The following is a 24,205-nucleotide window of genomic DNA, read 5'->3' as shown; positions in this document are numbered from 1 at the left end:
AAAAAATGGAAAGAAAAACCAGATCTATTGTAAAAATCAGCCTTTTCTCTGCTGTTCTTTTAGGGAGTGCAGCTTGTAATAATGATAGTGAAGAGGTGGCGGAAGAAGTGACTTTTCCTGCAGAAGTTCTTAAAGAGTCCTATACCATAGACCGACTCAGATTATTAAATATAGATCCGAAAATTGAAGGCAAGCTTACCTGGAGCATTAATGATTCTATTATTTCTGATCATTTGCAGCTGGACTTTGTGAGTCCCGTGGTAAAAACCTATCCTTTGACATTGAAGGTGGAAGTAAAAGGAACTGTGAAAATTTACCAATCTTCGATCATCGTCAACAAAGAGCTGACACCTTATAGCAAATACATTACTAATGTCTTTGAATTCCGTCCTGCTGTGGGCCAGTTTACCAATGAAGTTCCGGAATATATAAACGGAAATACAGAGGCTGATATGATCAAAACAGCAAAACAATCTTTGGTTGGCGGAAATTCCACGATGATTACACTGGGCGGATTTGGCGGTTATGTAGCTTTTGGATTCGACCATACCATTCCCAATCTTGAGGGAAGAGATTTCAAGATTCTGGGAAATGCTTTTTGGGGAAATGACGCGAATGTCACCAGATCAGGATCATGCGAGCCCGGAATCATCATGGTGGGATATGATAAAAATAAAAATGGCCAACCGGATGAAGATGAATGGTACGAGATTGCCGGCAGCGAATATTTTAAAAGCTCAACAACTAAAAATTATAGTATAACCTATTTTAAACCCAACGAAAATAAGCCCCCCATTCCCGGAAGTGAGTTTTGGCAAACTGATGTGGAGTACATCAAATGGCAGGACAATATTGGGAATTCAGGATTTAAAACTAAAAATACCTTCCATGCACAAAGCTATTATCCTTTATGGCTCCCGAATGCTTCTTATAGCCTGACGGGAACACGCCTTAAGGATAATTTTCATGACCAGAGCGGATTGGGGACTTATTGGGTGGGGACATCTTATGATTATGGCTATGCCGATAATGCTCCGAATACTGATGAAGCTTCCAATATTGACATTTCCTGGGCTGTAGATAAAAACGGGAATTATGTGAAGCTCCCTGGTATTGATTTTATTAAAGTTTATACAGGAATCAATCAGGAAGCAGGCTGGCTTGGAGAAGTCTCTACGGAAGTGGGAGGAGCTTATGACCTGCATCTCAAATAAAATTTAATCTATATATATCGAAAAATGAAAAAGTTTTACCTTTTAACGATGCTATTTCTATTTGCACTCTTTACGAATGCACAGGTAGCAGTACAAGGGGTGCCCAGAAATGACATTCAGGGGACCAGCAGCAATCAGCTGAATACCACAGTTACCACCAATGTGAATTTTTCAGACATTCAATATTGGGTGGGAAGCGGAACCAACGAAGCTGCCTTTGTTGTGCAGTGGAATGACAGTAAAAATCCTGATGCTTTGGTGTGGGGATTCAGATGGAATGGAACCGCTACAGGAGAGGATATGATGAAGGCGATTGCACAGGCAGATCACAGGTTCTTTACCTTACTTTATCCCGGAACACAATTCGGGACCGCAATAGGAGGAATGGGGTTTGACCTGAACGGGCAGAATACCAATGCTCTTTACAAAAACGGAAATATTACCTACCCTTATTATCCTGTAAACGGTATTGTAAACACAGCTGCCTATGATTTTGATGATTATACTGCAGCGGATACAGGGGATCACTGGGGATCAGGATGGTATAATAGCTACTGGTCGTATTGGGTAAAAGATCCTGCAGATGCTGGTTTCGGATATTCCGGAGTGGGGGCCAGCTCTCGTGTACTCGAAAGTGGTTCATGGGATGTGTGGAATTTTAATGCAGGAATGGCTTCTTTTCCTATTTCTTCAACATTAACCCCGGTATCTCCGTATGTGGCTTCAACCAATTTTACGAATGGATATTTCATGGTAAATGAAGATTGGTATGGGCACACCAACGGTTCTGTTAACTTCATTGATAACAACGGACAGATTAATTACCGTGTTTACAGCAATGCCAATAACAATCATGCATTTGGAGCTACCACACAATATGGAACGATCTATGGAGATAAATTCTATTTTATTTCAAAGCAGGCGGCAGACGGTGGCGATACTCAGTATACTCCCGGGGGAAGACTTGTGGTAGCCAACGCGCAGACAATGCAGAAAATCGCAGGATTTAATAACATCGGAGGCGGTGACGGAAGATCATTCGTTGGAGTTAATGAAAATAAAGGATACATCGGTGCTTCTAACGGTATTTTTGTATTTGATATCGTGAATATGCAGGTGGGGAGCCTGATCACCGGAACAGGTGGTGGTGGCCAGTATGCCGGCCAGATCGGAAATATGGTCCGTTCTTCCAAATATGTATTTGCAGTAAAACAATCTGCTGGAATTTTAGTGATTGATCCTGCCACTGATACTTTGGTGAGCACAATTCCTGGCGCATTCCATTCTGTTGTTCAGGCAAAAGACGGAAGCATCTGGGCTATCCAGGATCAGAAAGTGGTGAACATTAATACAACCACATTTGCGACAACTCCATATAATATTCCTACCACAAAATATTTGGGATCTTGGGGAGCATGGAACGCAGGAAGCTTTACAGCGAGCAGCAAGCAGAATGTTTTGTACTGGAATAACTCGGTCAACAGTTTTGTATCGGGGGCACAAATTGTAAAATTTGATGTAACGACAAAAACATTTAACGAAAGCTTTGCTACCATTCCAGGTCAGACAGGTACGTACAAGCAGATTCCTTACGGTGCAGGACTTCGCGTTAATCCTTTAACTGATGAACTTATCCTGAATACTACAGAAAGCGGTTACGGGGCACATTACCAGAAAAACTGGATCCATACGTATGATGCAACCGGAACCCTTACCAATACAAAAACGCTTAATGATTATTATTGGTTCCCTGCTGTAACCGTATTCCCGGATAATACACTTCCTACCGTAAGCAGTACGTTTCCTTCACAGGTTAGTGTGAACAGTGCCTCTGTAATTGATCTGAAAACAATCGTTTCTGATGAGGATAACCTTTCATCAGCTATTGTAAAATCAATTAAATCCAATTCAAATCCGGCAGCTGTATCTGCAGTGATCAACGCAAATGATGAACTTGTTCTGACGCCAATTGCTCCAGGAACTGCTGATATTAAAATTACGTTTAATTCAAATGGAAAAGTAGTTGAGAAAACACTTACCATAAACAGTACAACTTCTACTTTAGCCACAGCAGAAGTCAAGAAAATAGAATTCAGCATCTATCCGAATCCGGTTACTGATATTCTTACCATTAAAACGCAGGAGAAAATCCTAAACGTTTCCGTTTATGATGCTTCCGGAAAAGCGGTGAATACACAACTTAACAATGGCCAGATCAATGTAAGTATGCTTCCGAACGGAGTATATATTCTGAAGGCAGTAACTGATAAAGCTGTATACCAACAGAAATTAATCAAAAAATAGTTTTCACAGTCTATTTTATTTCAATGAATCGGCGGCCCATTCGGGCCGCCGATTTTTTTGCCGTTAAAGAGGCAAAAAAATTCCGGCAGGCTGAAAGCCTGCCGGAATCCTTTATATGTACTATTATTTAGTTGGTCATTCTGATCTTACGGGTGTAAGTTTTTTTATCTTTTGCTTCCACTGTCAGAATGTAAATGCCTTCTGGTTGTGGAGTAGACAGTTCAAAAGTATTTGATTTCAGGGTAGAACGGTGTACTTCTTTTCCTGAAGTAGTTCTTAGGGTAACTTCGGCACCTTCTAATGGAACGGTACCCCCTAAAGTAATCTGTCCGGCTTTGCTGTAAGCCATAATTGTAGCAAGAGGATCCTGGTAAGCATAATACACTCTGAATCCACCTCCAAGACTTAGTACACCTCCGCTCAGTCTTATTTTAACTGCGTTATATGAGCTGACAGGAATAAATTCAATAGTAGCTCTGTTGGGAGTGTCTGCAAGCTTTAGCAAACTGGCGGTGATCATTTGGCTGTCATTATTAGCGGTAGCGCCGCTCATCGTTTCTATATATACACCGCTTAACAGCTGAACGGTTAATGGAATATTATTGGTCCCGATACCGATAACTAATTTAGTATTCGTTCTCACTTCAGGGAACCTCAAGGTCTGTTCAACACCGCCCAATAAAACGGTGCCCATGACCATAGTAGAATAGTTATCTTCATTATCTCCCACTGCATTCAGAGGATTCTGTACAGCACATCCCAGACATACACCATACACATTTGAATACTGATCGTTTGCGTAGATTCTGCTTTGTGCCTGTGTATTGGCCGACTGGAACAAGAATACTGATAATAAGGCGGCCTGAAAAAGGCGGCTCTTTGAAAGTAGAATAGATTTCATACTATAGAGATTTAGGGTTAATGTTTTAATCAAATTTAAGCATAAAAGCATATGTATGCAATATTATCTCTATTAAATGTGAATTATGTAATAATTCTGTAATCTTGAGTTGAACTACTTATATTGTATGGGATTAGAAATGATGAAAGAATCAGAATTTCCGGTTTTATATGATCTTCAGATTTGGAATTTATTTTTTCCTTCCTTTAATGTTGGGTAGAAAAGCAGTGATAATCCCGATAAGAGGAAGAAAAGCACAGATTTTAAATACATATTCTATCCCGGTATCATCAGCTACTGCTCCTAACACTGCAGAACCAATTCCGCCCATCCCAAACATGAATCCAAAAAACAATCCTGCTACCAATCCGATTTTATTGGGCATAAGATCTGTTGCATAGACCAGAATGGCTGAAAAGGCAGAGGCGATAATTAAGCCGATTAAAACAGCAAATACAATCGTCCATCCCAAAGGAAGATAGGGAAGGCAAAGGGTGAAAGGCGCGGCTCCCAGAATAGAAATCCAGATAATTTTCTTCCGGCCATATTTATCTCCCAACTTTCCTCCTAAAATGGTTCCGATGGCAACGGCCGCCAGAAACATGAATAAATAGAGCTGTGAATCTTTTACAGAAATATGAAATTTATCAATGAGAAAGAAAGTGAAATAATTAGTCATTGAGGCGAGATAGATGTATTTGGAAAATACCAAGGCCAGAAGTATGGTAATAGAAAAAATTACCTTTTTGCGGGAGAGTTGTATCTCCATAATGTTATCCGGATGTTTAGCTGATTTCTTAAGCGAAAGTCTTTCTGCATACCAGTTTCCGATTCTCCATAAGAGGATGATTCCTATAAAAGCGGCAATTGCAAAAAGAGCGACATAGCCCTGTCCCAGAGGAAGTATAATTAATGCAACCAATAAAGGCCCGATAGCGCTTCCCGAATTTCCGCCTACCTGAAAGATCGATTGAGCCAGCCCTTTTTGCCCGCCGGATGCCAGTTGGGCCACTCTCGAAGCTTCAGGATGGAAAATAGATGATCCCATACCAATCAGTCCAACGGCAATCAGAATCACATAATATTGATGAGCAGCGGCCAGAAGTAATAAACCGGCCATTGAAAGTCCCATTCCTATGGCCAGAGATCTTGGATTGGGCTTTTTATCGGTGTAAATTCCAACAAACGGTTGTAAAATAGAAGCCGTAAGCTGAAAAACCAGCGTGATGATCCCGATCTGCGCAAATGATAAACTGAATTCGCCTTTCAGAATAGGGTATAATGACGGAATAGTAGATTGGATCAGATCATTCAGCAAATGAGAAAAACTGATCATAAATAAAATAGGATAAACAATTTTAGTGGTATCAATAGTTTGTGTCTGTACCTTTTCCATAATGTAGTATTTAATTCATCAGGTCATCTGATGAATTTTGTTATAAATTTAATAATTAGTATACTTTTTCAACAATCAGCTGGGCAATACGCGCAGCAGTATCGGAATCTTTATTTTCAATAGCATGATAAAGATCAGTATGTATTTTTTGAGAAAGTTTGAATGAATCTGTATGGTTATTATGACTGGCTTCAAAAGTTCTGAGAATATGCTTACTGGCAATTCGGTAGATTTCTTTCAAAAGAGTATTGCCACAGGCTTCAGCAATAGATATATGGAAATTAATGTCTGCCTGATAGCATTCCAGTGCCTGGTTGTCTTTTGCAGACTGATCTCTGAGATCCAGGTACATTTTAATCGTCTCCAATTCCTTCTCAGTTCGTTTAGCCGCGGCTTTCGCTGCTATCTTTGAATCTAAAAGCGAACGAACCTCATACACTTCATTGAATTCAGCATTATTAATCTGGTCTTCCAGTGATTCCTGGATATTCTTAGAAGTCACAAAGGTACCTACGCCTTGCTGCACACTCAGAACCCCTTTTATCGATAAGATTTTTATAGCCTCACGGATGCTGGACCGGCCGACACCATATATTTTCATCAATTCCGGTTCAATCGGAAGCTTATCACCTACCGCATAGTCTTCATTCGTAATTCCCTGAATTAATCTTTCTGCGACTTCCTGAGCTAATGTTTTTCTTTGAATTTGCATATACATCTTATCATCTGATGAATACAAAGGTACTATTTTTTTTATATATTTTGCTATAGCCCGGTTTCTTTTGTATCAGTTAACACGCAAAACCTTTCAATAAAGGAATAGGGAAGAATTCATCTATTGGAAATAAAAAAGAGAGATTCTAAAAAATAGAATCTCTCTTTAAGTAGCCCGTAGGGGAGTCGAACCCCTCTTACCAGAATGAAAATCTGAGGTCCTAACCGATAGACGAACGGGCCATCTACCAAACTGTAAATAAAATCTACAGGGTTAGTTTTTTTTGTTTTTATAAGTTTCAACTCTTATTTTATAATCACCCGGTTAGTAGTGATTAAGTTTTGTAGCCCGTAGGGGAATCGAACCCCTCTTACCAGAATGAAAATCTGAGGTCCTAACCGATAGACGAACGGGCCTACTATACTTTTACGCTAATTTATTAACGTGCTTAGTTAATTTGCTTTTCAAGTTAGAAGCTTTGTTCTTGTGGATAATATTTTTCTTTGCTAATTTATCCAACAAAGCGATAACTTTTGGCAGTTGCTCTGTAGCAGCAGCTTTATTTTCTTCATTTCTCAAAACCTTAAGAGCAGTTCTTGCAGTCTTGTGGTAATATCTGTTACGAACTTTTCTAACTTCGTTTTGTCTAATTCTCTTTAATGCTGATTTATGATTTGCCATATCGTTCAAATGTGAGTGCAAAACTATAAACTTTTTTTTAATCTGCCAAATTTATTTTTAAAAATTTTTAATTTTCTTCTGACAGGTATTTTCTGAGTTTATCTATTGCTTGTTCTATTTTTAAATTCTCTTGTTCTCGTTCTATTTTCTTGATTGTGCTACTTAGCATAATCATTGCGTTGTTCCATTCTCCAGTGGTATTGGTGAAGGTAAGTCCATCAATTGTTACTTCAAAGGCGACCCTTTCTCCAGTCCTGTAAAGTCTGAAACTTATTTTATCATCCCTGCCTGTAATCCCGTCTTCATTGATTTGTAAATCGTAACTTTTTGGGTTAGAGTGGATTTTCTTAAAAAGAAGTTTTGCTTCTTGTATTTTTAAATCCGGCATGATATCAAATTTGGTAGCCTATAGGAGAATCGAACTCCTGTTGCAAGGATGAAAACCTTGAGTCCTAACCACTAGACGAATAGGCCAAATTTTGAGGTTGCAAAAGTAGTGATTAACTTTTTAACTTCAAAATTATTTTTCAAATTATTTAAAAACTTTTTGAATAATCGTGTTCTTGATTCCCTTGGATTCAAGGTCTTTTTGAAGCTTTACCGCATCCTCCAAAGTGAAAACTTTACCATAGGTATAGTAAAAAACTCCGCTGTCTTTATTCCTTTCCACATCCTTAAGTGTCTGAAGGATAAATGAATTTCCATTCAGCTTTTCGCCAGTATAAACCTCAATGGTATAATAGCCTGTCAACAGTTTTTGATTAGGCATAAATCCTACTGCATACGCATTTCTGAAACCTGCATCTTTAGCTGTTTTTAAATTGATATCTTTTACAGAAGCCATATTGGTCACCCCATAATAATACTTGTACTGTCCGTTGTCTTTGATTGGAAGAATATAATTTAATCCTTTTAAAGCGGGATCTCCATCGTTGTATTTGGTAGGAGAACTTAGCAGTAAAATCCTGAAATCATTTTTCAATGGGGTTTCTGCCGGTTTCTCAGGTTCAGGTTTTCTGGTTGCTATGGAAGAACCTCCTGTTTTTCTGTCAATCGCTTTTTTATAATCGATGATAGCGTTATAGATACTTTCAGAAATTTCTTGCTGCCCCTTTTCAGACGCAAGGTAATGGCTTTCTTCAGGATGATTGATGAAACCGGTTTCTATCAATACAGATGGCATCGCATTCATACGAAGTACGTGAAGGTTTTTCTGGAAAACGCCTCTTGAGAATCTTTTATCTTTATTCACGAAATTACCTTCCACCAGTCCGCCAAGCAGTAAACTAGACTCCAGATATTTGTTCTGCTGAAGTTTCAGGGCAATAAGAGATTCCGGAGAACTCGGATTATAAGAGCCGAAGGTCTGCTTATCTTTTTCATCAAGAAAGATTACATCATTCTCTCTTTTGGCCACTTCAAGGTTTTCATCATTCTGGTTAGGTCCCTGTACATACGTTTCTGTTCCGTAGGCTGTAGGGCGCTGTGAGGAATTACAGTGGATGGAAACAAAAAGGTCAGCTTTACTTCTGTTGGCCAGATTGGTTCTGTCCGAAAGTGAAGGGTATTCATCAAACTTACGGGTGTATATTACTTTGAAATCTCTGTTTTTCTCCAACATTGCCCCTACTTTTAAGGTAACGGCAAGCGTAACGTCTTTTTCTGCAACCCTTCCAATATCCGCATAAGACCTGTTCGCTCCATGATCACTTCCCCCATGTCCAGCATCTAAAACGATCGTAAATTTCTTTTGCGAAAAAAATAAAGTGCTTGAAAGAATAAGGAAAAATGATAAAATTATTTTAAATTTTTGTTTGTACATCTTACAGTTTTAAAAATTATACTAATTTTGAGCCTTAATTATATATAACAAAATTGGCCAAAACCGTCCTCAAAAATATATTACAAATTTTAATTATCCTAATTTTTAACAATTTTTTAGCACAGAAAACCCCTGAAAAATTGCCTAAAAATGTGGTTAATGATACTATTTCCAAAAAGGATACCATTGTTGTAAAAAAGGAAGCTTTAGATGATATTCTCCGTACAAAAGCGGACGATCAGCGAAGAGATGTTCCCAAAAAGATGACATTCCTGAATAAAAATGCCCAGGTAAAATACCAGGACATGCAGATTGATGCAGATTATATTTCTATCGATGATAATAAAAATCTGATCTATGCCCGTGGAAAATTAGATTCTTTAGGAAAAATTATTGAACCCGTGATTACTACCCAGGCGGGTAAAAAGTATGAAACCAACGAGTTCAGCTACAATACAAAAACCAGACAAGCAATCGCTTTCAATGCCAGAACGGAAGAAAGTGGCGGGGTCATTACGGCACAGAAAACTAAAAAGTATAGCGACTCTGTCTTTGCCATGAGAAATGCAGATTATACGACCGACGAATATTATATCAAGAAAAAAGATACCGCGTCGGATTATTTTATGCGTGCCTCCAACATCAAGCTGATCAAGACCAAAAATAAATCACAGATTGTCACAGGACCTATTCAGATGTACATCGAAAAGGTTCCCACTCCTCTTATTCTTCCATTTGCGATCCTTCCGTTTTCAGAAAAAAGAGCAGCAGGTATCCTGATCCCGAGTTTCGGGGAAAGGGAAGATGTAGGGTTTTTCCTGAACGGGCTTGGATATTATCAGCCGATAGGGGAACATTTTGACCTTAAAGTTCTCGCTGATATATATACCAAAGGGAGCTGGAATTTAAGACCGCAGATGAATTATCTGAAGAAATACCGGTATTCCGGAACCTTTACGGCAGATGTAGGAACAATGGTAAGAGGAATCAAAGGTCTGGATGATTACACGAAAAACAGTACGTACAGAATTGCCTGGACCCATACTCAGGATTCAAAATCTAACCCTTTCCTGACGTTTAGTGCTTCAGTAGATATTGTAAGTACAAAGTTTTACAACAATCCACTAAACAACAACTATATTTTCAACCAGAATGTCCTGAATACGCAGCAGAGCTCAGCGGTAACGGTGACCAAAAGATTTTTGAAACTGCCTGCCACCATCACCGGATCGGCATCGTATTCTCAAAACTTTGCAACCGGACTGGCAGATCTTCGTCTTCCTCAGATGAATGTGGCAATCAACCAGTTCTACCTGTTTAAATCAAAAACAGGAGTAAGACAGGGACTTCTTGAAAACATTACGGTAAATACAGGTTTTAATCTTACCAATTACGTCAGCACACAGGAAAATGAGCTTTTTACCAAAGCTATGTGGGATAAAATGCAAACTGGACTTAAAAATAATATTGCTTTAGGAACCAATACCACATTAGCCAAATATTTTACCTTCAGCTTAACAGCGAATGTTGATAACGCTTTAACGACAAAAACTCTTAACAAGTATTATGATCCTGTAAAGGGAGCGGAGGTAGACGAAATTCAGAAAAATGTAGCAGGGTACTCCACGTTTTCATCATCAGCGAGTCTTCAGACAACGCTTTACGGAATGCTGAAGTTCAAGAAAGGATCTGTAGTGGAAGCCGTAAGACACATGATGACGCCAAGTCTTAGTTTTACCTATTCACCGGATTTCTCAAGTCCTGGCTTTGGGTACTATAAGAATTACTATAATGCACAGGGGGCTCTGACACCTTATTCTATTTTTGAAAAAGGAATTGTAGGAACTCCTTCAAGTGGTGTTGTAGGAGCACTAGGTTTCAATATTGGAAACAATATCGAAATGAAGGTGAAATCTAAAAGTGACTCTACCGGGGTGAAAAAAATAAAGATCTTTGAATCTCTTAACCTTTCCGGAAATTACAATTTTGCAGCAAAAGATCACCCGTGGTCTGTATTCAGCATCAATGGACAGTCTTCTTTCTTTAATAATAAACTAAGCGTTAACACAAGTCTTGCGCTGGAACCGTATAAAATCTATTTTGCTCCGGGTGCTACCCAGGGAATCAGAACAGAGGAGTTCGGTCACTTCAGTGTGCAGGGATTCAACGTACAGCTATCCTATCCTTTGAGCAGTGAGATTTTCGGCGAGAAAACAGATTACGCCAAGAAGTATCCGTCGAAAGGAGAAGTGAGAAATGAAAATTATTATTTTGATGATGATAATTATGCCCATTTCGATCAGGCATGGACTTTAAATATCAACGCAAACTACGCCTATTCTAAAGGACTTTCAGCGCTTGGCAATAAAATTGCTTCTGTAGGTCTTGACGGTAGTATCAAGCTTACTCCTTACTGGAATATCAACGGGAGTACACATTTTGACCTAGTAACGAAAGATCTGGCATATACCAGAATCGGGTTCTCCAGAGATCAGCGAAGTTTCACGATCAACTTTAACTGGGTTCCTTTCGGTCAATATAAGGTGTATGACTTCTTTATCGGTATCAAGGCCAATATCTTAAGCGATGCGCTGAAATACAAAGACAGAAGTTTTACGCAGCCTAATGCACCTTTCTAATATCAAATTGACAATTGTCAATATAAATTTTATATTTGCAACCAAAATAAAATCTAATGAAATCATTATTGACGGAATTGGCTTACAAGGCAATTAAAGGAAATAGTGATGATGACCTTGGAAAAATAAATATCTAGATATGAAACAAATAATCAACACAGTTAACGCACCTGCAGCAATCGGGCCTTATTCACAAGCTAATATGGCGAACGGAATTTTATATATTTCCGGGCAGATTCCTGTAGATCCGGCGACTGGTAAATTGGTAGAGGGAATTGAGAAGGAAACGCATCAGGTCATGAAAAACCTTGAGGCTATTCTTACAGAAGCAGGAATGGCGTTTAAAAATGTTGTCAAAGCGACCATCTTCCTTAAGAGCATGGATGACTTTGCCGTAATGAATGATATTTATGCTTCATATCTTGATGCAGACAGCTATCCGGCTCGTGAAACTGTACAGGTTTCATGTCTGCCTAAGAATGTTGATATTGAAATTTCTATGATTGCACATCAGGATTAATGAATTTTATTAGAAATACAATTGCGGTTCTGGTGGGCCTTGGTATAACAGGGCTTATGATCACTCTTGGTATAAGGGTTTTTCCGCAATGGATCACTTTCGAAGCTTTTGCCCCTTTTGAGCATTGGCAGAGATTCCTTTTCAGTATGAAAGATGATAATGCATTTTTCGGATTTCTGCTGTTTATTTCCGGGCTGGGCTCTACCATAGGAGGAGTAGCTACTGCTCTTATTGTGAAGTATGCGAAAGTAGCCTATGCTATTCTTATCGGCTTCATTATGCTTTTCATCGCCATGCTGGATGTTATTATATTTCCATACCATCCTACGTTTTATAAGATTTCTATTTTCCTCACGTTTTTCCCGTTTTCGTGGATAGGAGGAAAGATCGTAGAAGTTATTTATGAGCGGAATAAGAAGAAAAGGATTGCTGAAAAAATGAATAAAACAAAATAAAAAAACGCTGCAAATTTGCAGCGTTTTTTATTGATATGAAAAGACGATTGTCTTTGTTTATTAAGGCATTTTGAATCCTTTGGTATAGATTCTACCGTAGTCATCTACAAATTTCACCTGTACATTACCCTGGTATTTCTCAAGGACCTTTTCTACATCTTTCTGTGAATTCACAGGCTTCCCGTTGATCTCAATAATGATATAATTATCTACAATTCCGATCTTAGCCATCTCGCTTCCTTCACTTACATTTTTAGCAACCACCCCACTGTTTAATCCATATTCTGTTTTGAATTTTTCAGTAAGCGGATCAAAGTCTGCTCCAATTTTTTCAGTGACGCTTAGGTCAGCCTTTGTTCTGGTCGTTGTACCTCCTTTCTGGTCTTTCAGCGTTACTGTAGTAGTACTTTCTTTCCCGTTTCTGGCATAAGTTACCTGAACTTTATCACCAGGACGTTTGCTGCCGATAGACATAGAAAGATCGGCAAAGTCGGTAATGTCATAGCTGTCGATCTTCGTAATGATATCACCTTTTTTCAGACCTGCATCTTCTGCGCCGCTGCTATCTCCAAATCCTGTTACATAAACTCCAGCACCGGATTTAATATTGGTTTTGAACTGCTTGTTGTATGCCGCTACCTGCTGGTCATTGGAAAGGTCTAATGATGATACCCCTAAGAATCCTCGTTGTACAATTCCGAATTTCTTGATATCCTCCACAATCTTTCTTGCCAGGTTAGCCGGAACTGCAAATCCATATCCCTGATAATAACCTGTAGTAGACTGGATCGCAGAGTTGATTCCAATAAGATCACCGTTGACATTAACCAATGCTCCTCCTGAGTTACCCGGGTTGATGGCGGCATCGGTCTGGATAAAGCTTTCAATAGGGTTTGTCGCTTTGCCCTGTCCTCCAAGAATACCGATTCCTCTGCCTTTGGCAGAAACAATACCTGCTGTTACCGTAGAGTTTAATCCAAGCGGGTTACCTACCGCAAGTACCCACTGTCCAACTTCAATATTATCAGAATTGGCAAAATTTAAATAGGGAAGACCTTTTTCTTCAATCTTCAATAAAGAGATATCCGTGTTTGGATCGGTTCCTACAAGAGTGGCTATATAAGATTTTTTGTTGCTTAATACGACTTCCAGTTTATTAGCCCCTGCTACAACGTGGTTGTTAGAGATGATATATCCGTCCGGCGAAATGATCACTCCCGATCCCATTCCCGATGGCATATTGTCCGGAGCCTGCTGCTTCTGTCTCTGCTGTCCTCCTCTTCCGCCGAAAGGATCTCCGAAGAAGAAATCAAACAGATCCTGTTCTGAAGCTCTGCTCGTCGATCTGCTTTGGTAATTTTTAATGGTTACCACCGCAGGAACGGTAGTTTTTGACGCCTTTACAAAATCGTCGCCTACAGTTCCGGTATTCATTCCTACAAATGATGCATTGGGAGCTGCTGATGTAAAGTACGACTGGTCGCCATTATTAGAGTGATGACCGAAATATTGTAAGGTGCCAACGGTAGTAGCTCCGGAGATCACTCCGACTACCGCAAATGGTAATAGTTTTTTTAAAGTACTCTTCATTGTATATCTTTCTTTTTTTATTTATTGATTTTTTTTGTTTTATCGTAAACAAATTTAATGCTAAATAAGTAAGCAATTAGCATGCTATGTTTCAATTTTAACTAAAATTTAACGGCTATTATGTCATTTTATGCATTATGTCGTAATCTTCAATGGTGTATTAACACAACTTAAAAAAATATTAAAGGAAAAATGTGACATTTTGTAAGCCGGAAAAAGAAAAAAATGTCAAGATTAAGGTACGACAATTAATTGAAATGTCTTCTATCTGCCAATTGTTCACGCAATAATACACTGATGATGTAGTATTCATTGGTCATTTGTATATGACATGATGTTCCCAAAAAGGAACTCAATTGAAAAATTACTATATTTGCAGAAATATTTTTCTCACTTAAAACGTTTATAGCATGCAACTGTATAACACCTTAAGCGCAGAAGAAAGAGCTCAACTTATTGATGAAGCTGGTAAGCAACGTCTTACATTGTCTTTCTATGCGTATGCCAAAATTGAAGATCCCAAAAAATTTCGCGACGAATTATTTATAGCCTGGAATGCACTGGATGCATTGGGTCGTATTTATGTTGCTCATGAAGGAATCAATGCTCAGATGAGTATTCCTGCAGATCAGTTTGAAGCATTTCGCGATACCCTTGAAGGGTATGAATTTATGAAAGGAATTCGTTTAAATGTAGCGGTTGAGCAAGACAACCATTCCTTCCTGAAATTAACGATTAAAGTAAGACCTAAAATTGTTGCCGACGGTTTGAATGATGATACCTTTGATGTTACCAATAAAGGAGTTCACCTGAAAGCACAGGAATTTAATGATTTACTGGAAGATCCCAATACCATTGTCGTTGATTTTAGAAACCACTACGAAAGTGAAGTAGGGCATTTCGAAGGAGCAATTACTCCGGATGTAGAAAACTTCAGAGAAAGTTTACCGATTATCAACGACCAATTACAGGATTTTAAAGAAGATAAAAACCTTTTGATGTATTGTACCGGTGGAATTCGTTGTGAAAAAGCGAGTGCCTATTTCAAACATCAGGGTTTTAAAAATGTATTTCAATTGGAAGGCGGGATCATTGAATATACCCGTCAGATCAAAGAAGAAGGGATAAAAAGCAAATTTATCGGTAAGAACTTCGTATTCGATCATCGTTTGGGAGAACGAATTACAGACGATATTATTTCGAAATGCCATCAGTGCGGGAAACCCTGCGATAACCATACCAACTGTTCTAATGATGCCTGTCATTTGTTATTTATTCAGTGTGACGAGTGTAAAGCGGTGATGGAAAATTGCTGTTCTACAGAATGTCTGGATATTACTCATTTACCTTTAGCTGAACAGGTGAAATTAAGAGAAGGACTGAAGGTAGGAAATAAAGTATTTAGAAAAGGAAAGTCTGATGCTTTGAAATTTAAAACTTCGGGTGACTCTTCCGTTCAACCTTTAGCAAAAGCTCAAACCAAAAATATCCGCAAAAAAATATCCGTAAAAAAAGTACTGCTTGGTAAGGCAGAACATTATTATACAAAATCAAAGATTGCACAGTTTTTGATTGAAAATAAAGAACTTTCAGTAGGAGATAAGGTATTAATTTCAGGTCCGACAACCGGTGAGCAAGAAGTAACCATTACTGAGATTCATGTAAATGGAGGGCCTTGTGAAACAGCAAAAACCGGAGATCAGATTACTTTTGAACTTCCGTTCAGAGTTCGTTTATCCGACAAATTATATAAAATTTTGCCACCTTCTGAAAACGCATAATGTAAAAATTACTATTGTGAAAAATGACAAGCTTGTCTGATAAAAATGATCGAATCATGATAAAAGCAGAGCTTAGAAAAAAATATATGCAACAGAGAAAAGCCTTGTCAATTGATGAGGCTTTCTTGTTATCAGAGAGAATACTTGAAACGTTTTTAGATTATTTTAAACCTGTTGCAGGGCAGAAGGTGCATATTTTCATCCCGATCAGAAAGTTCAATGAGATCGATACAAAAATCTTCATTCACGCTTTTTTAGAGAATAATATCCGCGTTTTTGTGCCCAAAGTGATCGCTGAAGGTTTGATATCCGTCGAGATCAATGAGGATACACTATTTGAAACCAGCAATTGGGGAATTGAAGAACCTGTTTCCAATGAAGACTCCGGAGAGCATCATTTTGACTATGTAATTACCCCTTTACTGTATGGTGACCATAAAGGCAATAGAGTAGGCTACGGAAAAGGATTTTATGATACATTTTTCCAAAGCATTTCACCCACATCAAAAAAAATCGGGATTAACTATTTCAGTCCGGATGAGCAGATTGATGATGTCTGGGAAAATGATATTCCTCTGGACTATCTGGTGACTCCTGCTGAAGTGCTGTCTTTCTTTAATGGACTCGAATAGAAATCCAGGAAATAAAATTTAAATTCTTTTTTGATCATGGGAGTTGAAAGTAAAATGTACTGAGCATTTTTCTCAAATGTTCCCAGAGACTTATTTTTAGCATCGAAATATTCCAGATTGAATTTGGCGTAATCCAAAGTATCCTTTTTATAAAACTCTTTGTACACGTTCAGGCTATTGACTTTAACGGATTTTACTTTCAGGCTGTCCAGTTCTCTGAACAGTTTTCTAAACGTCATGGAGTCCGGCTTATGGAAATAGCTTTCCATTTGTGAAAAAATCACCGTGTCGATCTCTGTATTTCTGTTGCCGGATAAGTAAAGGGTAGAAAGATCAAGAAGTTCCTGTACTTTCTGTTTGGTAATGGAATTAATGGCCTGCATGCTGTCCATCTGTACGGCAGGGTAGCTTTTTATATTGGTACTGTTTCTTAGTTTATCCAGATCGCTTACTTCAGTCTTTTTGTTATTGCAGGAAACCAATGCTAAAAAAACAACGGTGAACATTAAAAATTTATTTATTCTCTTCATCTGTAGTGGCAATTTTAAATTTGATCGATACGATTTTTCCTTTGATATCCTTTTTCATCTCTATTACATTAAGATTCTTAAGAGAAGTGGTAGGGGTCGTTACCAGGGTGATATATTTTTGCTTATCCAGTCTTTCTATACCATATGTTTTGTTGTCATATACCTGATAAATAACGGCATTGTTGCTGATCAGGTTTTCCAGTTGGTTTCTTTTCTGCTTGATGAGCGCTACCTGCTCTTCAGGATTACCGCCTTTGACATCTTTAATGGAGAAATAATAAGCGGCCATCTTATAATCATCAGGCTTCAGTTCTATCATTTCCTCATCCGGAGCATTTTCCAGATTTCTGTTGACCTCCAGATACTCATAGAAAGGAGCACTGATCTGCATTTTAAGATTTTTATCCTTGGTAGAATAGTAAAAACATTCTCCCGGTTTTATTTTAAACAAAAGCGGCGATTCGTTTTCTTTGATCACTCTTATCTCAAGGGTATTGATAGCAGCAACGCCACGGTCTTTGTCCGTAAAACAATATTTGTAGGTTTTTGAAAAAATTTCATCCTTAAATCCAAGAATTCCGGTAATGGTAATTAATATAGAGGTAATAATAGCCCAGGCATTCTTTTTAAAGAAATTTTTCCTTGGTGCTGATGCTTGTATTTCGGTATTTGCAGGGATAATCGTTTTTTGTGTAATGGCTTGATTATCAGTATTTGATTTTTGTAAATCTATATTTTCAGTGGGAGAATATTCGATATTTTTCGCTGGAATTTCAGTTTTTGGTAAATCCAGAGCCGCAGACACCGTTTTTTCCAATTCGTTAATTTCTTCTTCCTCAAGATCTTCATTTTCCTGCAACAATTCTCCCGCAAAAAGATGCTGTTTCTTAAAGTCATACCATGAATCGTAGCCTGCATAAATACTCAATAAATTGAGCATATCAATCCGGGGTAATTTGGTGACCGGCGAAGTTTTGAAATAGGTGTAAAATGACTTTTCACTGATGTTGCCTTTTGCCTTTTTGCGAAGGTCTTCCTGAAAATATATGATATCTATACCCTTCCATTTTGAAATATCATCATGGGAAGAGCTCGATTCTTTTAAAAATTCGGTCTGAACATCCTTTTTTAGCTGCTCAAAATGTAATAGATCTAAATCTGTCAATTTTTATAAAATAATTAAATTGTTGATTATCAGTACTGTTTTTTTGTAAAACTATTTTACAAATGTATTACAATTATTTTTCATAAACAACTTTTCTATCTGGTCTACCTTTGTCTTGTTCAAATAACAGAACAGAAGAAAATTTATATAAAACAATATTAACAAAATTAAATTTAATTTATTATGAAAAAGTCATTATTCGTAGCTGCTATCGCTGCAATCTCTCTAGTTGCTTGTAAAAAAACTGAAGCTACTTCTACTGAAGGAGCAACTGATTCTGCTGCTGCTAACGTAGCTGATTCTGCTGCTGTAGTTTCTGATTCTGCTGCTAAAGTAATTGATTCAGCTGCTAACGTTGCTGTTGACGCTACTAAAGATGCTGCTGCTGCTACAACTGCTGCTGGTGCTGACGCTGCTAAAGCTACAACTGAAGCTGCTGCTGACGCTGCTAAAGGTGCTGCTGATGCTGCTAAAGGTGCTGCTAAAGATGCTGCTAAAGAAGTTAAAGACGCTGCTAAGAAATAATTCTGGCAATAGCTTAACAATAAAAGAACCGTTTCACTTGGTGAGACGGTTTTTTTATGCTTTATATTTTAGAGAATCAGGCTTACTATTAATCCTGTAATTTTTTAAAAACCTTACCCTTTCTTTTGCTTTAAAGATTCATAGCAGGTAATGGCCACAGCATTACTCAAATTTAAAGAATCAATACTTCCGGCCATAGGAATCAAAGTGTTTTTTCCCTTGCCTGTCCAGAAATCACTTAATCCTGAATGTTCAGTTCCGAACAATACTGCCGAGCGCGCTCTGAAATCTCTTTTATAAAGATCTTCAGCGGTCTCATCCATAAGAGTAGTGTAGATATTGAACTTATTTTTCTGAAGAAATTCAAATGTTTCATCATTACCAGCATCAAAAACCTCCATTCCAAAGAGACATCCTACACTTGAACGGATGACATTCGGGTTATAAAAGTCTGCTTTTCCATCCGCGACAATCAGAGCATCTATTCCAAAAGCTTCACAACTTCTGAGAATTGCCCCTAAATTACCGGGTTTTTCGACCCCTTCCACAATAATAACGGTAGCGTTTTCTTTAGGAATAAATGATGAAAGAACATTTTCTTTGGTTTGATAGATTCCGATAATCCCTTCAGAACTTCCTCTGTAGGCTATTTTTTCGTATACTTTTTCGCTTACATAATGGATTCTGCCTTCAGGAAGCTTTCCCTTAAAGATGTTTTCACACAAAAAAAACTCTACAGGTTCAAAGTCATACTGTAAAGCTCTTTCGTTCTCCTGCTGCCCTTCAACAACAAAAACTTTTGATTTTTTACGGAACCTGTTGTCAGCCAATAGTTTGGTGACGTTTTTTACTTTTTCGTTTTGGAAGCTTTCTATCAACATCCTGCAAAATTATGCAAAATTTGTGATTAGGCTTGTTTCGTTTTAGAGAAAAGGGATTTTCTAACGACGGTAAACCGTATTTTCTTCTGAATTAATCTTTAGAAATAGGTTGAGTCTCTGGCTTAGATCTTAACAGAAGTAAACTTCCGATAAACATGGTGACACAGCTTGCAATCCAGACATAATATCCTAAACCATAACCCGTAATAGGGTATTTGTGGCCTGCTTCATCAACGATTATTTCTGTTTCTGTTACATAGTAAAGAGCTACGGCTATAGAAAGGAAACCTAAAAAAGCGGCAATTTTTGGTTGTTTAACCAACAGGAAGATCCACGAAAAAAGCAATATCGGATTGGCCAGCCATGAAGTTCCGTCTCCCGTGAGATCTGTCCATCCAAACAGGAAAAGGGTAAGACCATACACTTCACTGCCTTTTTTGGTGAAAACTGCTGGCAAAATCAGAGAAATCATGAAAATGACGATACTGATGATTAAAATAATGTAACTTTTTTTCATAGGATTATTGGTCTGTTTCTATAAAGTTGCCATTGTCAATAAGACTTTGAGGCAGGTCTTTTTTGTTTTTAATGCCGAGAGATTTCAGTTTCTGAGTCTGGATCACCAGATTGTCATTTCCGGTATACAACTGTTTGTAAGCATCGTTGTAAACATTTTTAGCCTGATCCAGGTTTTTCCCGACCTTTTCCAGATTGTCTACAAAACCTACAAACTTATCGTACAGTTTTGCTCCACGCTCAGCGATCTCCATAGAATTTCTGTTCTGGTATTCACGTTTCCAGAGATCTGCGATGAGCTTCAGGGAAGTGATCAGGTTGCTCGGATTCAGAAGCAGGATTCTTCTTTCATAAGCAAAATTCCAAAGATTCGGGTCAGCCTGCATGGCAGCGATATAAGCCGGTTCACTTGGGATAAACATCATGACAAAATCCAGAGATTTCCCATAATCATCGTACGCTTTCTGACTCAATTGCAGAATGTGATTTTTGATGGAACCTAAATGCTGGCTCAGTTTTACCGCGTAAATATCCTGATCGGTCTCGTCTACCAGTTCCGTAAACGCGGTTAATGATACTTTGGAATCAATGATCACATTTCTTTCGTCCGGATATTTTATAACGGCATCAGGACGCATTTTCTTGCCGGAAAATTCAGAAAATAAAGCTTTATTATCTTCATCACGAAGTTCATGTTCCAGGAAATATTCTCGTCCTTTTACAAGTCCGGATTTTTCAAGGATACTTTCAAGGATCATTTCTCCCCAGTTTCCTTGAGTTTTGCTTTCTCCTTTTAAAGCCCGGGTCAGTTTTTTGGCATCTTCAGAGATTTGCTGATTCAGTTCTGCCAGTTCTTTTACCTTTTCCGCGAGAGAAAAGCGTTCTTTGTTTTCCTTTTCGTAAGCCTCATTCACTCTGTTTTTCAGATCAGTGATCTTTTCCTGGAATGGCTCAAGGATATTTTTTAAATTACTTTGGTTTAAGGTCGTGAATTTCTCTGTTTTTTCATCTAAAATTTTATTGGCCAGATTTTCGAACTGCAGCTTTGATTCATCCTGAATTTTCGTAATTTCCTCTTTTTGGGTGTCAAGGGAATGCTGCAGGCTTTCATTTTTGGCAGAAAGTTCAGAGTTTTTCGCGAAAATATGCTGCTTCTCCGATATCAGATTCTCTATTTGAGACGTTTGTTTTGCATTAAGCTGTTTTTGTTCCAAAAACTGGGAGTTTATTGAAGTGTATTCAGCAGAGATCTTGGCATATTCATTTTTCAGATCGTTTAGAAGGTCTGTTTGCAATTGGTTTTGTTCTTTTTCTCTGTAGATATTTTCATTCAGTTCCTGTATTTTCAAATGCATATTTTCCAGATCCGAATGATTTTTGATATGCAGATTATTCAGTTCATCATAAGAACTTCTTGAAACCATAGATGATTTTAAGGCAAAATACAAAATCACGGCTCCCAGAACTCCGCCGGCAATACATCCAATAATTAAATAGGTCATCTCCATGTTTCAAAATTACAAAAAGAAAAATTAATTGATGTTTAAAATAATGCGCCGGAAGCTGGGAAAGGAAGGCTGGAAGTTCTCCGATAAAAGATAGAATTTAAACAGTCTTGGTTAAAGATAAAATTTCAATATTCTTTACTATATCTGTGCTTTCGCATTTTTTCAGTTCTTTGGTTAGTGCAGGGGTCAGTATTTTGGGATTTAAAATCTGTGAGGCGACTTTTGCGGCAGCATAATCTACAATGTTGATGACCGATTCTCTTAAGAAGCTGGGCGTGTTGGTAACAATGACGGCTGTTGCCCAGGAGGTTTCCCTTGCTTTGGAAATCGCAAAATCCAGAACGGCGTTATCTTTTCCGTTGGAAATTTTGTCGACGAGATCCACGGGATAGCATATTTTATTCAGAGCGTCCTGAACCTGTTGGTTGATGGAGGCGATGACTGTATTGATGGTTTCAAAATCTTTTTTGAGCGGATTTATTTTACAATAGGGCATCACTGTGGCTGCAGAAATCCCGAGATCCAGATTAATGTGGGCATTCATTCCCAGAAAAATGTGTTGTAAGATCAAAAGGTTTTTATTTTTCGAAGCTTCAAAGGCGGTGTACCACGATTGGGTGCATTTTTTTCCTTTGCTGTAATTTTCCCATGCTTCCAGATATCTTTGGGCAAAAGCAATATCCAGGGAAGTCATTCTTGGGTTGTCTTCAAATTTCTTCTGTTGAATTCCTTTTAATACCTGGGCTGTCATAATCCGGTACGTGCAGGCAAAATATCCGGCCGGACTTTGGTTTTCTTTGCACCAGATGATGATTGTATCCAGTTTTTGCAGAACTTCTTCAATAGTTTTCATGGCGGGTTTTGTTTATTTAAAGATAATAAAAAACCGAAGATCATTGATGTACAGCTTTGAAAACGAGTAGGGTGACCTTTTTAATAACAAAAAAGTGAGCCGGAAAGCTCACTTTATTTTTATGGATCAGATTATGGAGTGATGATAATCGGATCTGGAAAAGGTTCAAGTATCAATGGTTTGCACATGGCAGCCGGTTCGCATCTGTTCCCCATGCATATAAAATTAGTCATCGTGGTGGAGCCGTCAGGACATCTGATCATGGCTTCGCCAGGGCATCCTCCCGGACATGGTGCCGGATATAAATACCCGCCGAATACTTCTTTCAGTTCTGTTCTTGAAAGTTTTGATAGGTTCGTTTTTTTCATGGAATTAATTTTTTTGTTGGTTTTAATTTGTATAATTCTGAAAATGAATGCCTAAGATAGTAAAAAATAAATCACTATGTAACGTTATAGTGATTTATTTAGGTTTTATTCAATTTTTTTGTGAAAGATGAATATTGGAATACTGTCTGTTTCTTACAATTCATTCAATAGTTTTTCCGAGGTCCATACAGTTGCAAATTCATCATTTAAATTGGCAAGACTCGTCAGGTGTATTAATTCCGAATCATATTTTTCTCCATGTATTCCAATTCTGTCGAAGGTTGCCGTGGCATCTGAAATTACATAGGTCTCGTATCCGAAATTTCCAGCCATTCTGGTGGTTGTGGAAACACAATGATTGGTGGTTATTCGGATTTAACGAACTGTGTCTGATATGGAATAGAGGCAGTTTTAGCGATCTCCACTTTTCTAATAGTTTTCCGCTGATTTTTTCTGCGGTCTTATTATTTCTGTTTCCTCCCCAATATACTTCGTCAAGAAATCCCTTTTGAATGTCAATTAAAAGTAGGGCTGGCTTTTGATCTCGAAGTTTTATATCCATTGATTTAAGTACTTTCTTTATATGGTAGAATAAATTGCATTAGCTTCCTAAATACATAAAGTAGAGAGGGAAACCATTCTTTTGTTATTCGGCGTCGTTTGGAGAGAGGCGTTCAATGTTTCGGGGATATTTTTCCAACAATATATTTTATGGATTTCCTTTAGAAATTTCGTCATGATGTTTCAGGTATAAAGGCAAAGCTGCAGATCCGTACCACGGAAAAATTTCATAACTGAAAACCCCGGCTTGTACTGCAGGGTCTCTTTTTACCCATTGCTCAGCTTCCTCTTTAGATTTTGTATTGAAGATGAACATACCGCGGTAGTTTTCTTTGTTTTTCTCCAAAAACGGTCCGGCAACTACGATTTTTCCTTCGTCAGCCAGCTTCCCGATATTGGTCATGTGACCTTTCATCAGGTCTCCCATTTTGGCTTTATCTTCAATTTTTGTGGCACCGGTGGTCAGCATTACGATGGTGTAGGCTTTCATACCATATGGGTCGGCACCAAGAGAAGTTGCCAATTCCTGATTGAATTTTGCCTTTTCTTTTTTCTTTTCCTGAGCAAAAGACAAGGTGGCAATCAAAACGCTAAGCGATAAATAAATTTTTAATTTCATGGTATGGGTTTTACAAGTTTACCATCTAA

At 38.1% G+C, this 24,205-nt stretch carries 23 protein-coding genes, 3 tRNA genes and 1 pseudogene; 8 read left to right on the top strand and 19 right to left on the bottom strand.

Features of this window, described 5'->3' with window-relative positions:
* Positions 1–5 precede the first annotated feature (5 nt).
* Positions 6–1,214 carry a cell surface protein gene (locus BW964_RS10770; RefSeq protein WP_084175791.1) on the top strand — a complete coding sequence of 403 codons (1,209 nt, stop codon included), beginning with the start codon at positions 6–8 and terminating at the stop codon, positions 1,212–1,214.
* Positions 1,215–1,238: 24 nt separating this feature from the next.
* A complete protein-coding gene (locus BW964_RS10765; RefSeq protein ID WP_076507081.1) occupies positions 1,239–3,518 on the top strand; it encodes a DUF5074 domain-containing protein in 2,280 nt (759 codons plus the stop codon).
* Between the two features lie 127 nt (positions 3,519–3,645).
* On the opposite strand, the gene BW964_RS10760 is transcribed toward BW964_RS10765, so the two are convergent.
* The 9 genes from BW964_RS10760 to BW964_RS10720 form a co-directional block, all read right to left on the bottom strand.
* Positions 3,646–4,419 carry a T9SS type A sorting domain-containing protein gene (locus tag BW964_RS10760; RefSeq protein WP_076507080.1) on the bottom strand — a complete coding sequence of 258 codons (774 nt, stop codon included), beginning with the start codon at positions 4,417–4,419 and terminating at the stop codon, positions 3,646–3,648.
* Positions 4,420–4,609: 190 nt separating this feature from the next.
* The gene (locus tag BW964_RS10755) at positions 4,610–5,815 is read right to left on the bottom strand and encodes an MFS transporter (protein ID WP_076507078.1); all 1,206 of its coding nucleotides are present in this window, start codon (positions 5,813–5,815) and stop codon (positions 4,610–4,612) included.
* A 55-nt stretch (positions 5,816–5,870) separates the two neighbouring features.
* Positions 5,871–6,527, bottom strand: coding sequence for a FadR/GntR family transcriptional regulator (locus tag BW964_RS10750; RefSeq protein ID WP_076507076.1), 657 nt, complete (start codon positions 6,525–6,527; stop codon positions 5,871–5,873).
* A 173-nt stretch (positions 6,528–6,700) separates the two neighbouring features.
* A tRNA-Glu gene (locus BW964_RS10745) sits at positions 6,701–6,772 on the bottom strand.
* Between the two features lie 102 nt (positions 6,773–6,874).
* A tRNA-Glu gene (locus tag BW964_RS10740) sits at positions 6,875–6,946 on the bottom strand.
* A 10-nt stretch (positions 6,947–6,956) separates the two neighbouring features.
* Positions 6,957–7,211 carry a 30S ribosomal protein S20 gene (rpsT, locus tag BW964_RS10735; protein WP_073330148.1) on the bottom strand — a complete coding sequence of 85 codons (255 nt, stop codon included), beginning with the start codon at positions 7,209–7,211 and terminating at the stop codon, positions 6,957–6,959.
* Between the two features lie 67 nt (positions 7,212–7,278).
* Positions 7,279–7,599, bottom strand: coding sequence for a hypothetical protein (locus tag BW964_RS10730; RefSeq protein WP_047454243.1), 321 nt, complete (start codon positions 7,597–7,599; stop codon positions 7,279–7,281).
* An 11-nt stretch (positions 7,600–7,610) separates the two neighbouring features.
* Positions 7,611–7,685, bottom strand: a tRNA-Glu gene (locus BW964_RS10725).
* 58 nt (positions 7,686–7,743) lie between these two features.
* A complete protein-coding gene (locus BW964_RS10720) occupies positions 7,744–9,033 on the bottom strand; it encodes an N-acetylmuramoyl-L-alanine amidase family protein (protein WP_076507075.1) in 1,290 nt (429 codons plus the stop codon).
* 53 nt (positions 9,034–9,086) lie between these two features.
* On the opposite strand from BW964_RS10720, the gene BW964_RS10715 reads away from it, so the two are divergent.
* From BW964_RS10715 to BW964_RS10705, 3 genes are all read left to right on the top strand, one after another.
* Positions 9,087–11,672: a putative LPS assembly protein LptD gene (locus tag BW964_RS10715; RefSeq protein WP_076507073.1), complete on the top strand. Its 2,586-nt coding sequence runs from the start codon at positions 9,087–9,089 to the stop codon at positions 11,670–11,672.
* Positions 11,673–11,811: 139 nt separating this feature from the next.
* On the top strand, positions 11,812–12,192 hold the full coding sequence (locus BW964_RS10710; protein ID WP_076507072.1) for a RidA family protein: 381 nt from the start codon (positions 11,812–11,814) through the stop codon (positions 12,190–12,192).
* Positions 12,192–12,647, top strand: coding sequence for a hypothetical protein (locus BW964_RS10705; protein ID WP_076507070.1), 456 nt, complete (start codon positions 12,192–12,194; stop codon positions 12,645–12,647). Before BW964_RS10710 ends, BW964_RS10705 begins: the two co-directional genes overlap by 1 nt.
* Positions 12,648–12,707: 60 nt before the next feature.
* Here the strand turns inward: BW964_RS10705 and BW964_RS10700 are convergent, their stop codons facing one another.
* The gene (locus BW964_RS10700; RefSeq protein ID WP_076507068.1) at positions 12,708–14,237 is read right to left on the bottom strand and encodes a trypsin-like peptidase domain-containing protein; all 1,530 of its coding nucleotides are present in this window, start codon (positions 14,235–14,237) and stop codon (positions 12,708–12,710) included.
* A 410-nt stretch (positions 14,238–14,647) separates the two neighbouring features.
* On the opposite strand from BW964_RS10700, the gene trhO reads away from it, so the two are divergent.
* Positions 14,648–16,018, top strand: coding sequence for an oxygen-dependent tRNA uridine(34) hydroxylase TrhO (trhO, locus tag BW964_RS10695; RefSeq protein WP_076507067.1), 1,371 nt, complete (start codon positions 14,648–14,650; stop codon positions 16,016–16,018).
* Positions 16,019–16,074: 56 nt separating this feature from the next.
* Positions 16,075–16,650: a 5-formyltetrahydrofolate cyclo-ligase gene (locus tag BW964_RS10690; RefSeq protein ID WP_076507897.1), complete on the top strand. Its 576-nt coding sequence runs from the start codon at positions 16,075–16,077 to the stop codon at positions 16,648–16,650.
* Here the strand turns inward: BW964_RS10690 and BW964_RS10685 are convergent.
* Both BW964_RS10685 and BW964_RS10680 read right to left on the bottom strand, forming a co-directional pair.
* Complete coding sequence (locus BW964_RS10685) at positions 16,599–17,180, bottom strand: hypothetical protein (RefSeq protein WP_084175785.1); 582 nt, start codon at positions 17,178–17,180, stop codon at positions 16,599–16,601. The genes BW964_RS10690 and BW964_RS10685 overlap by 52 nt on opposite strands.
* A complete protein-coding gene (locus tag BW964_RS10680) occupies positions 17,164–18,345 on the bottom strand; it encodes a hypothetical protein (RefSeq protein WP_076507065.1) in 1,182 nt (393 codons plus the stop codon). Before BW964_RS10680 ends, BW964_RS10685 begins: the two co-directional genes overlap by 17 nt.
* Before the next feature lie 183 nt (positions 18,346–18,528).
* Between BW964_RS10680 and BW964_RS10675 the strand changes: the two genes are divergently transcribed.
* Positions 18,529–18,870 carry a hypothetical protein gene (locus BW964_RS10675; RefSeq protein WP_076507063.1) on the top strand — a complete coding sequence of 114 codons (342 nt, stop codon included), beginning with the start codon at positions 18,529–18,531 and terminating at the stop codon, positions 18,868–18,870.
* Between the two features lie 113 nt (positions 18,871–18,983).
* Here BW964_RS10675 and BW964_RS10670 read toward each other — a convergent pair whose 3' ends face one another.
* From BW964_RS10670 to BW964_RS10640, 7 genes and pseudogenes are all read right to left on the bottom strand, one after another.
* A complete protein-coding gene (locus BW964_RS10670; RefSeq protein ID WP_076507062.1) occupies positions 18,984–19,751 on the bottom strand; it encodes a TrmH family RNA methyltransferase in 768 nt (255 codons plus the stop codon).
* Between the two features lie 91 nt (positions 19,752–19,842).
* Complete coding sequence (locus BW964_RS10665; protein ID WP_076507060.1) at positions 19,843–20,268, bottom strand: hypothetical protein; 426 nt, start codon at positions 20,266–20,268, stop codon at positions 19,843–19,845.
* Between the two features lie 4 nt (positions 20,269–20,272).
* Positions 20,273–21,775: a DNA recombination protein RmuC gene (rmuC, locus tag BW964_RS10660; RefSeq protein ID WP_394333900.1), complete on the bottom strand. Its 1,503-nt coding sequence runs from the start codon at positions 21,773–21,775 to the stop codon at positions 20,273–20,275.
* Between the two features lie 97 nt (positions 21,776–21,872).
* Positions 21,873–22,628, bottom strand: a complete 756-nt coding sequence (locus BW964_RS10655) for a DUF5995 family protein (protein WP_076507059.1) — start codon at positions 22,626–22,628, stop codon at positions 21,873–21,875.
* A 131-nt stretch (positions 22,629–22,759) separates the two neighbouring features.
* Positions 22,760–22,996: a hypothetical protein gene (locus tag BW964_RS22350; RefSeq protein WP_123912004.1), complete on the bottom strand. Its 237-nt coding sequence runs from the start codon at positions 22,994–22,996 to the stop codon at positions 22,760–22,762.
* A 153-nt stretch (positions 22,997–23,149) separates the two neighbouring features.
* Positions 23,150–23,552 (bottom strand): annotated as a pseudogene (locus BW964_RS10645) (isochorismatase family protein).
* Between the two features lie 153 nt (positions 23,553–23,705).
* The gene (locus tag BW964_RS10640; protein ID WP_076507055.1) at positions 23,706–24,176 is read right to left on the bottom strand and encodes a YciI family protein; all 471 of its coding nucleotides are present in this window, start codon (positions 24,174–24,176) and stop codon (positions 23,706–23,708) included.
* Positions 24,177–24,205 lie beyond the last annotated feature (29 nt).

The sequence above is a fragment of the Chryseobacterium shigense genome, assembly GCF_900156575.1.
In the GTDB taxonomy this organism is placed as follows: domain Bacteria; phylum Bacteroidota; class Bacteroidia; order Flavobacteriales; family Weeksellaceae; genus Chryseobacterium; species Chryseobacterium shigense.
This window is presented reverse-complemented; position numbering and strand designations above follow the sequence as displayed.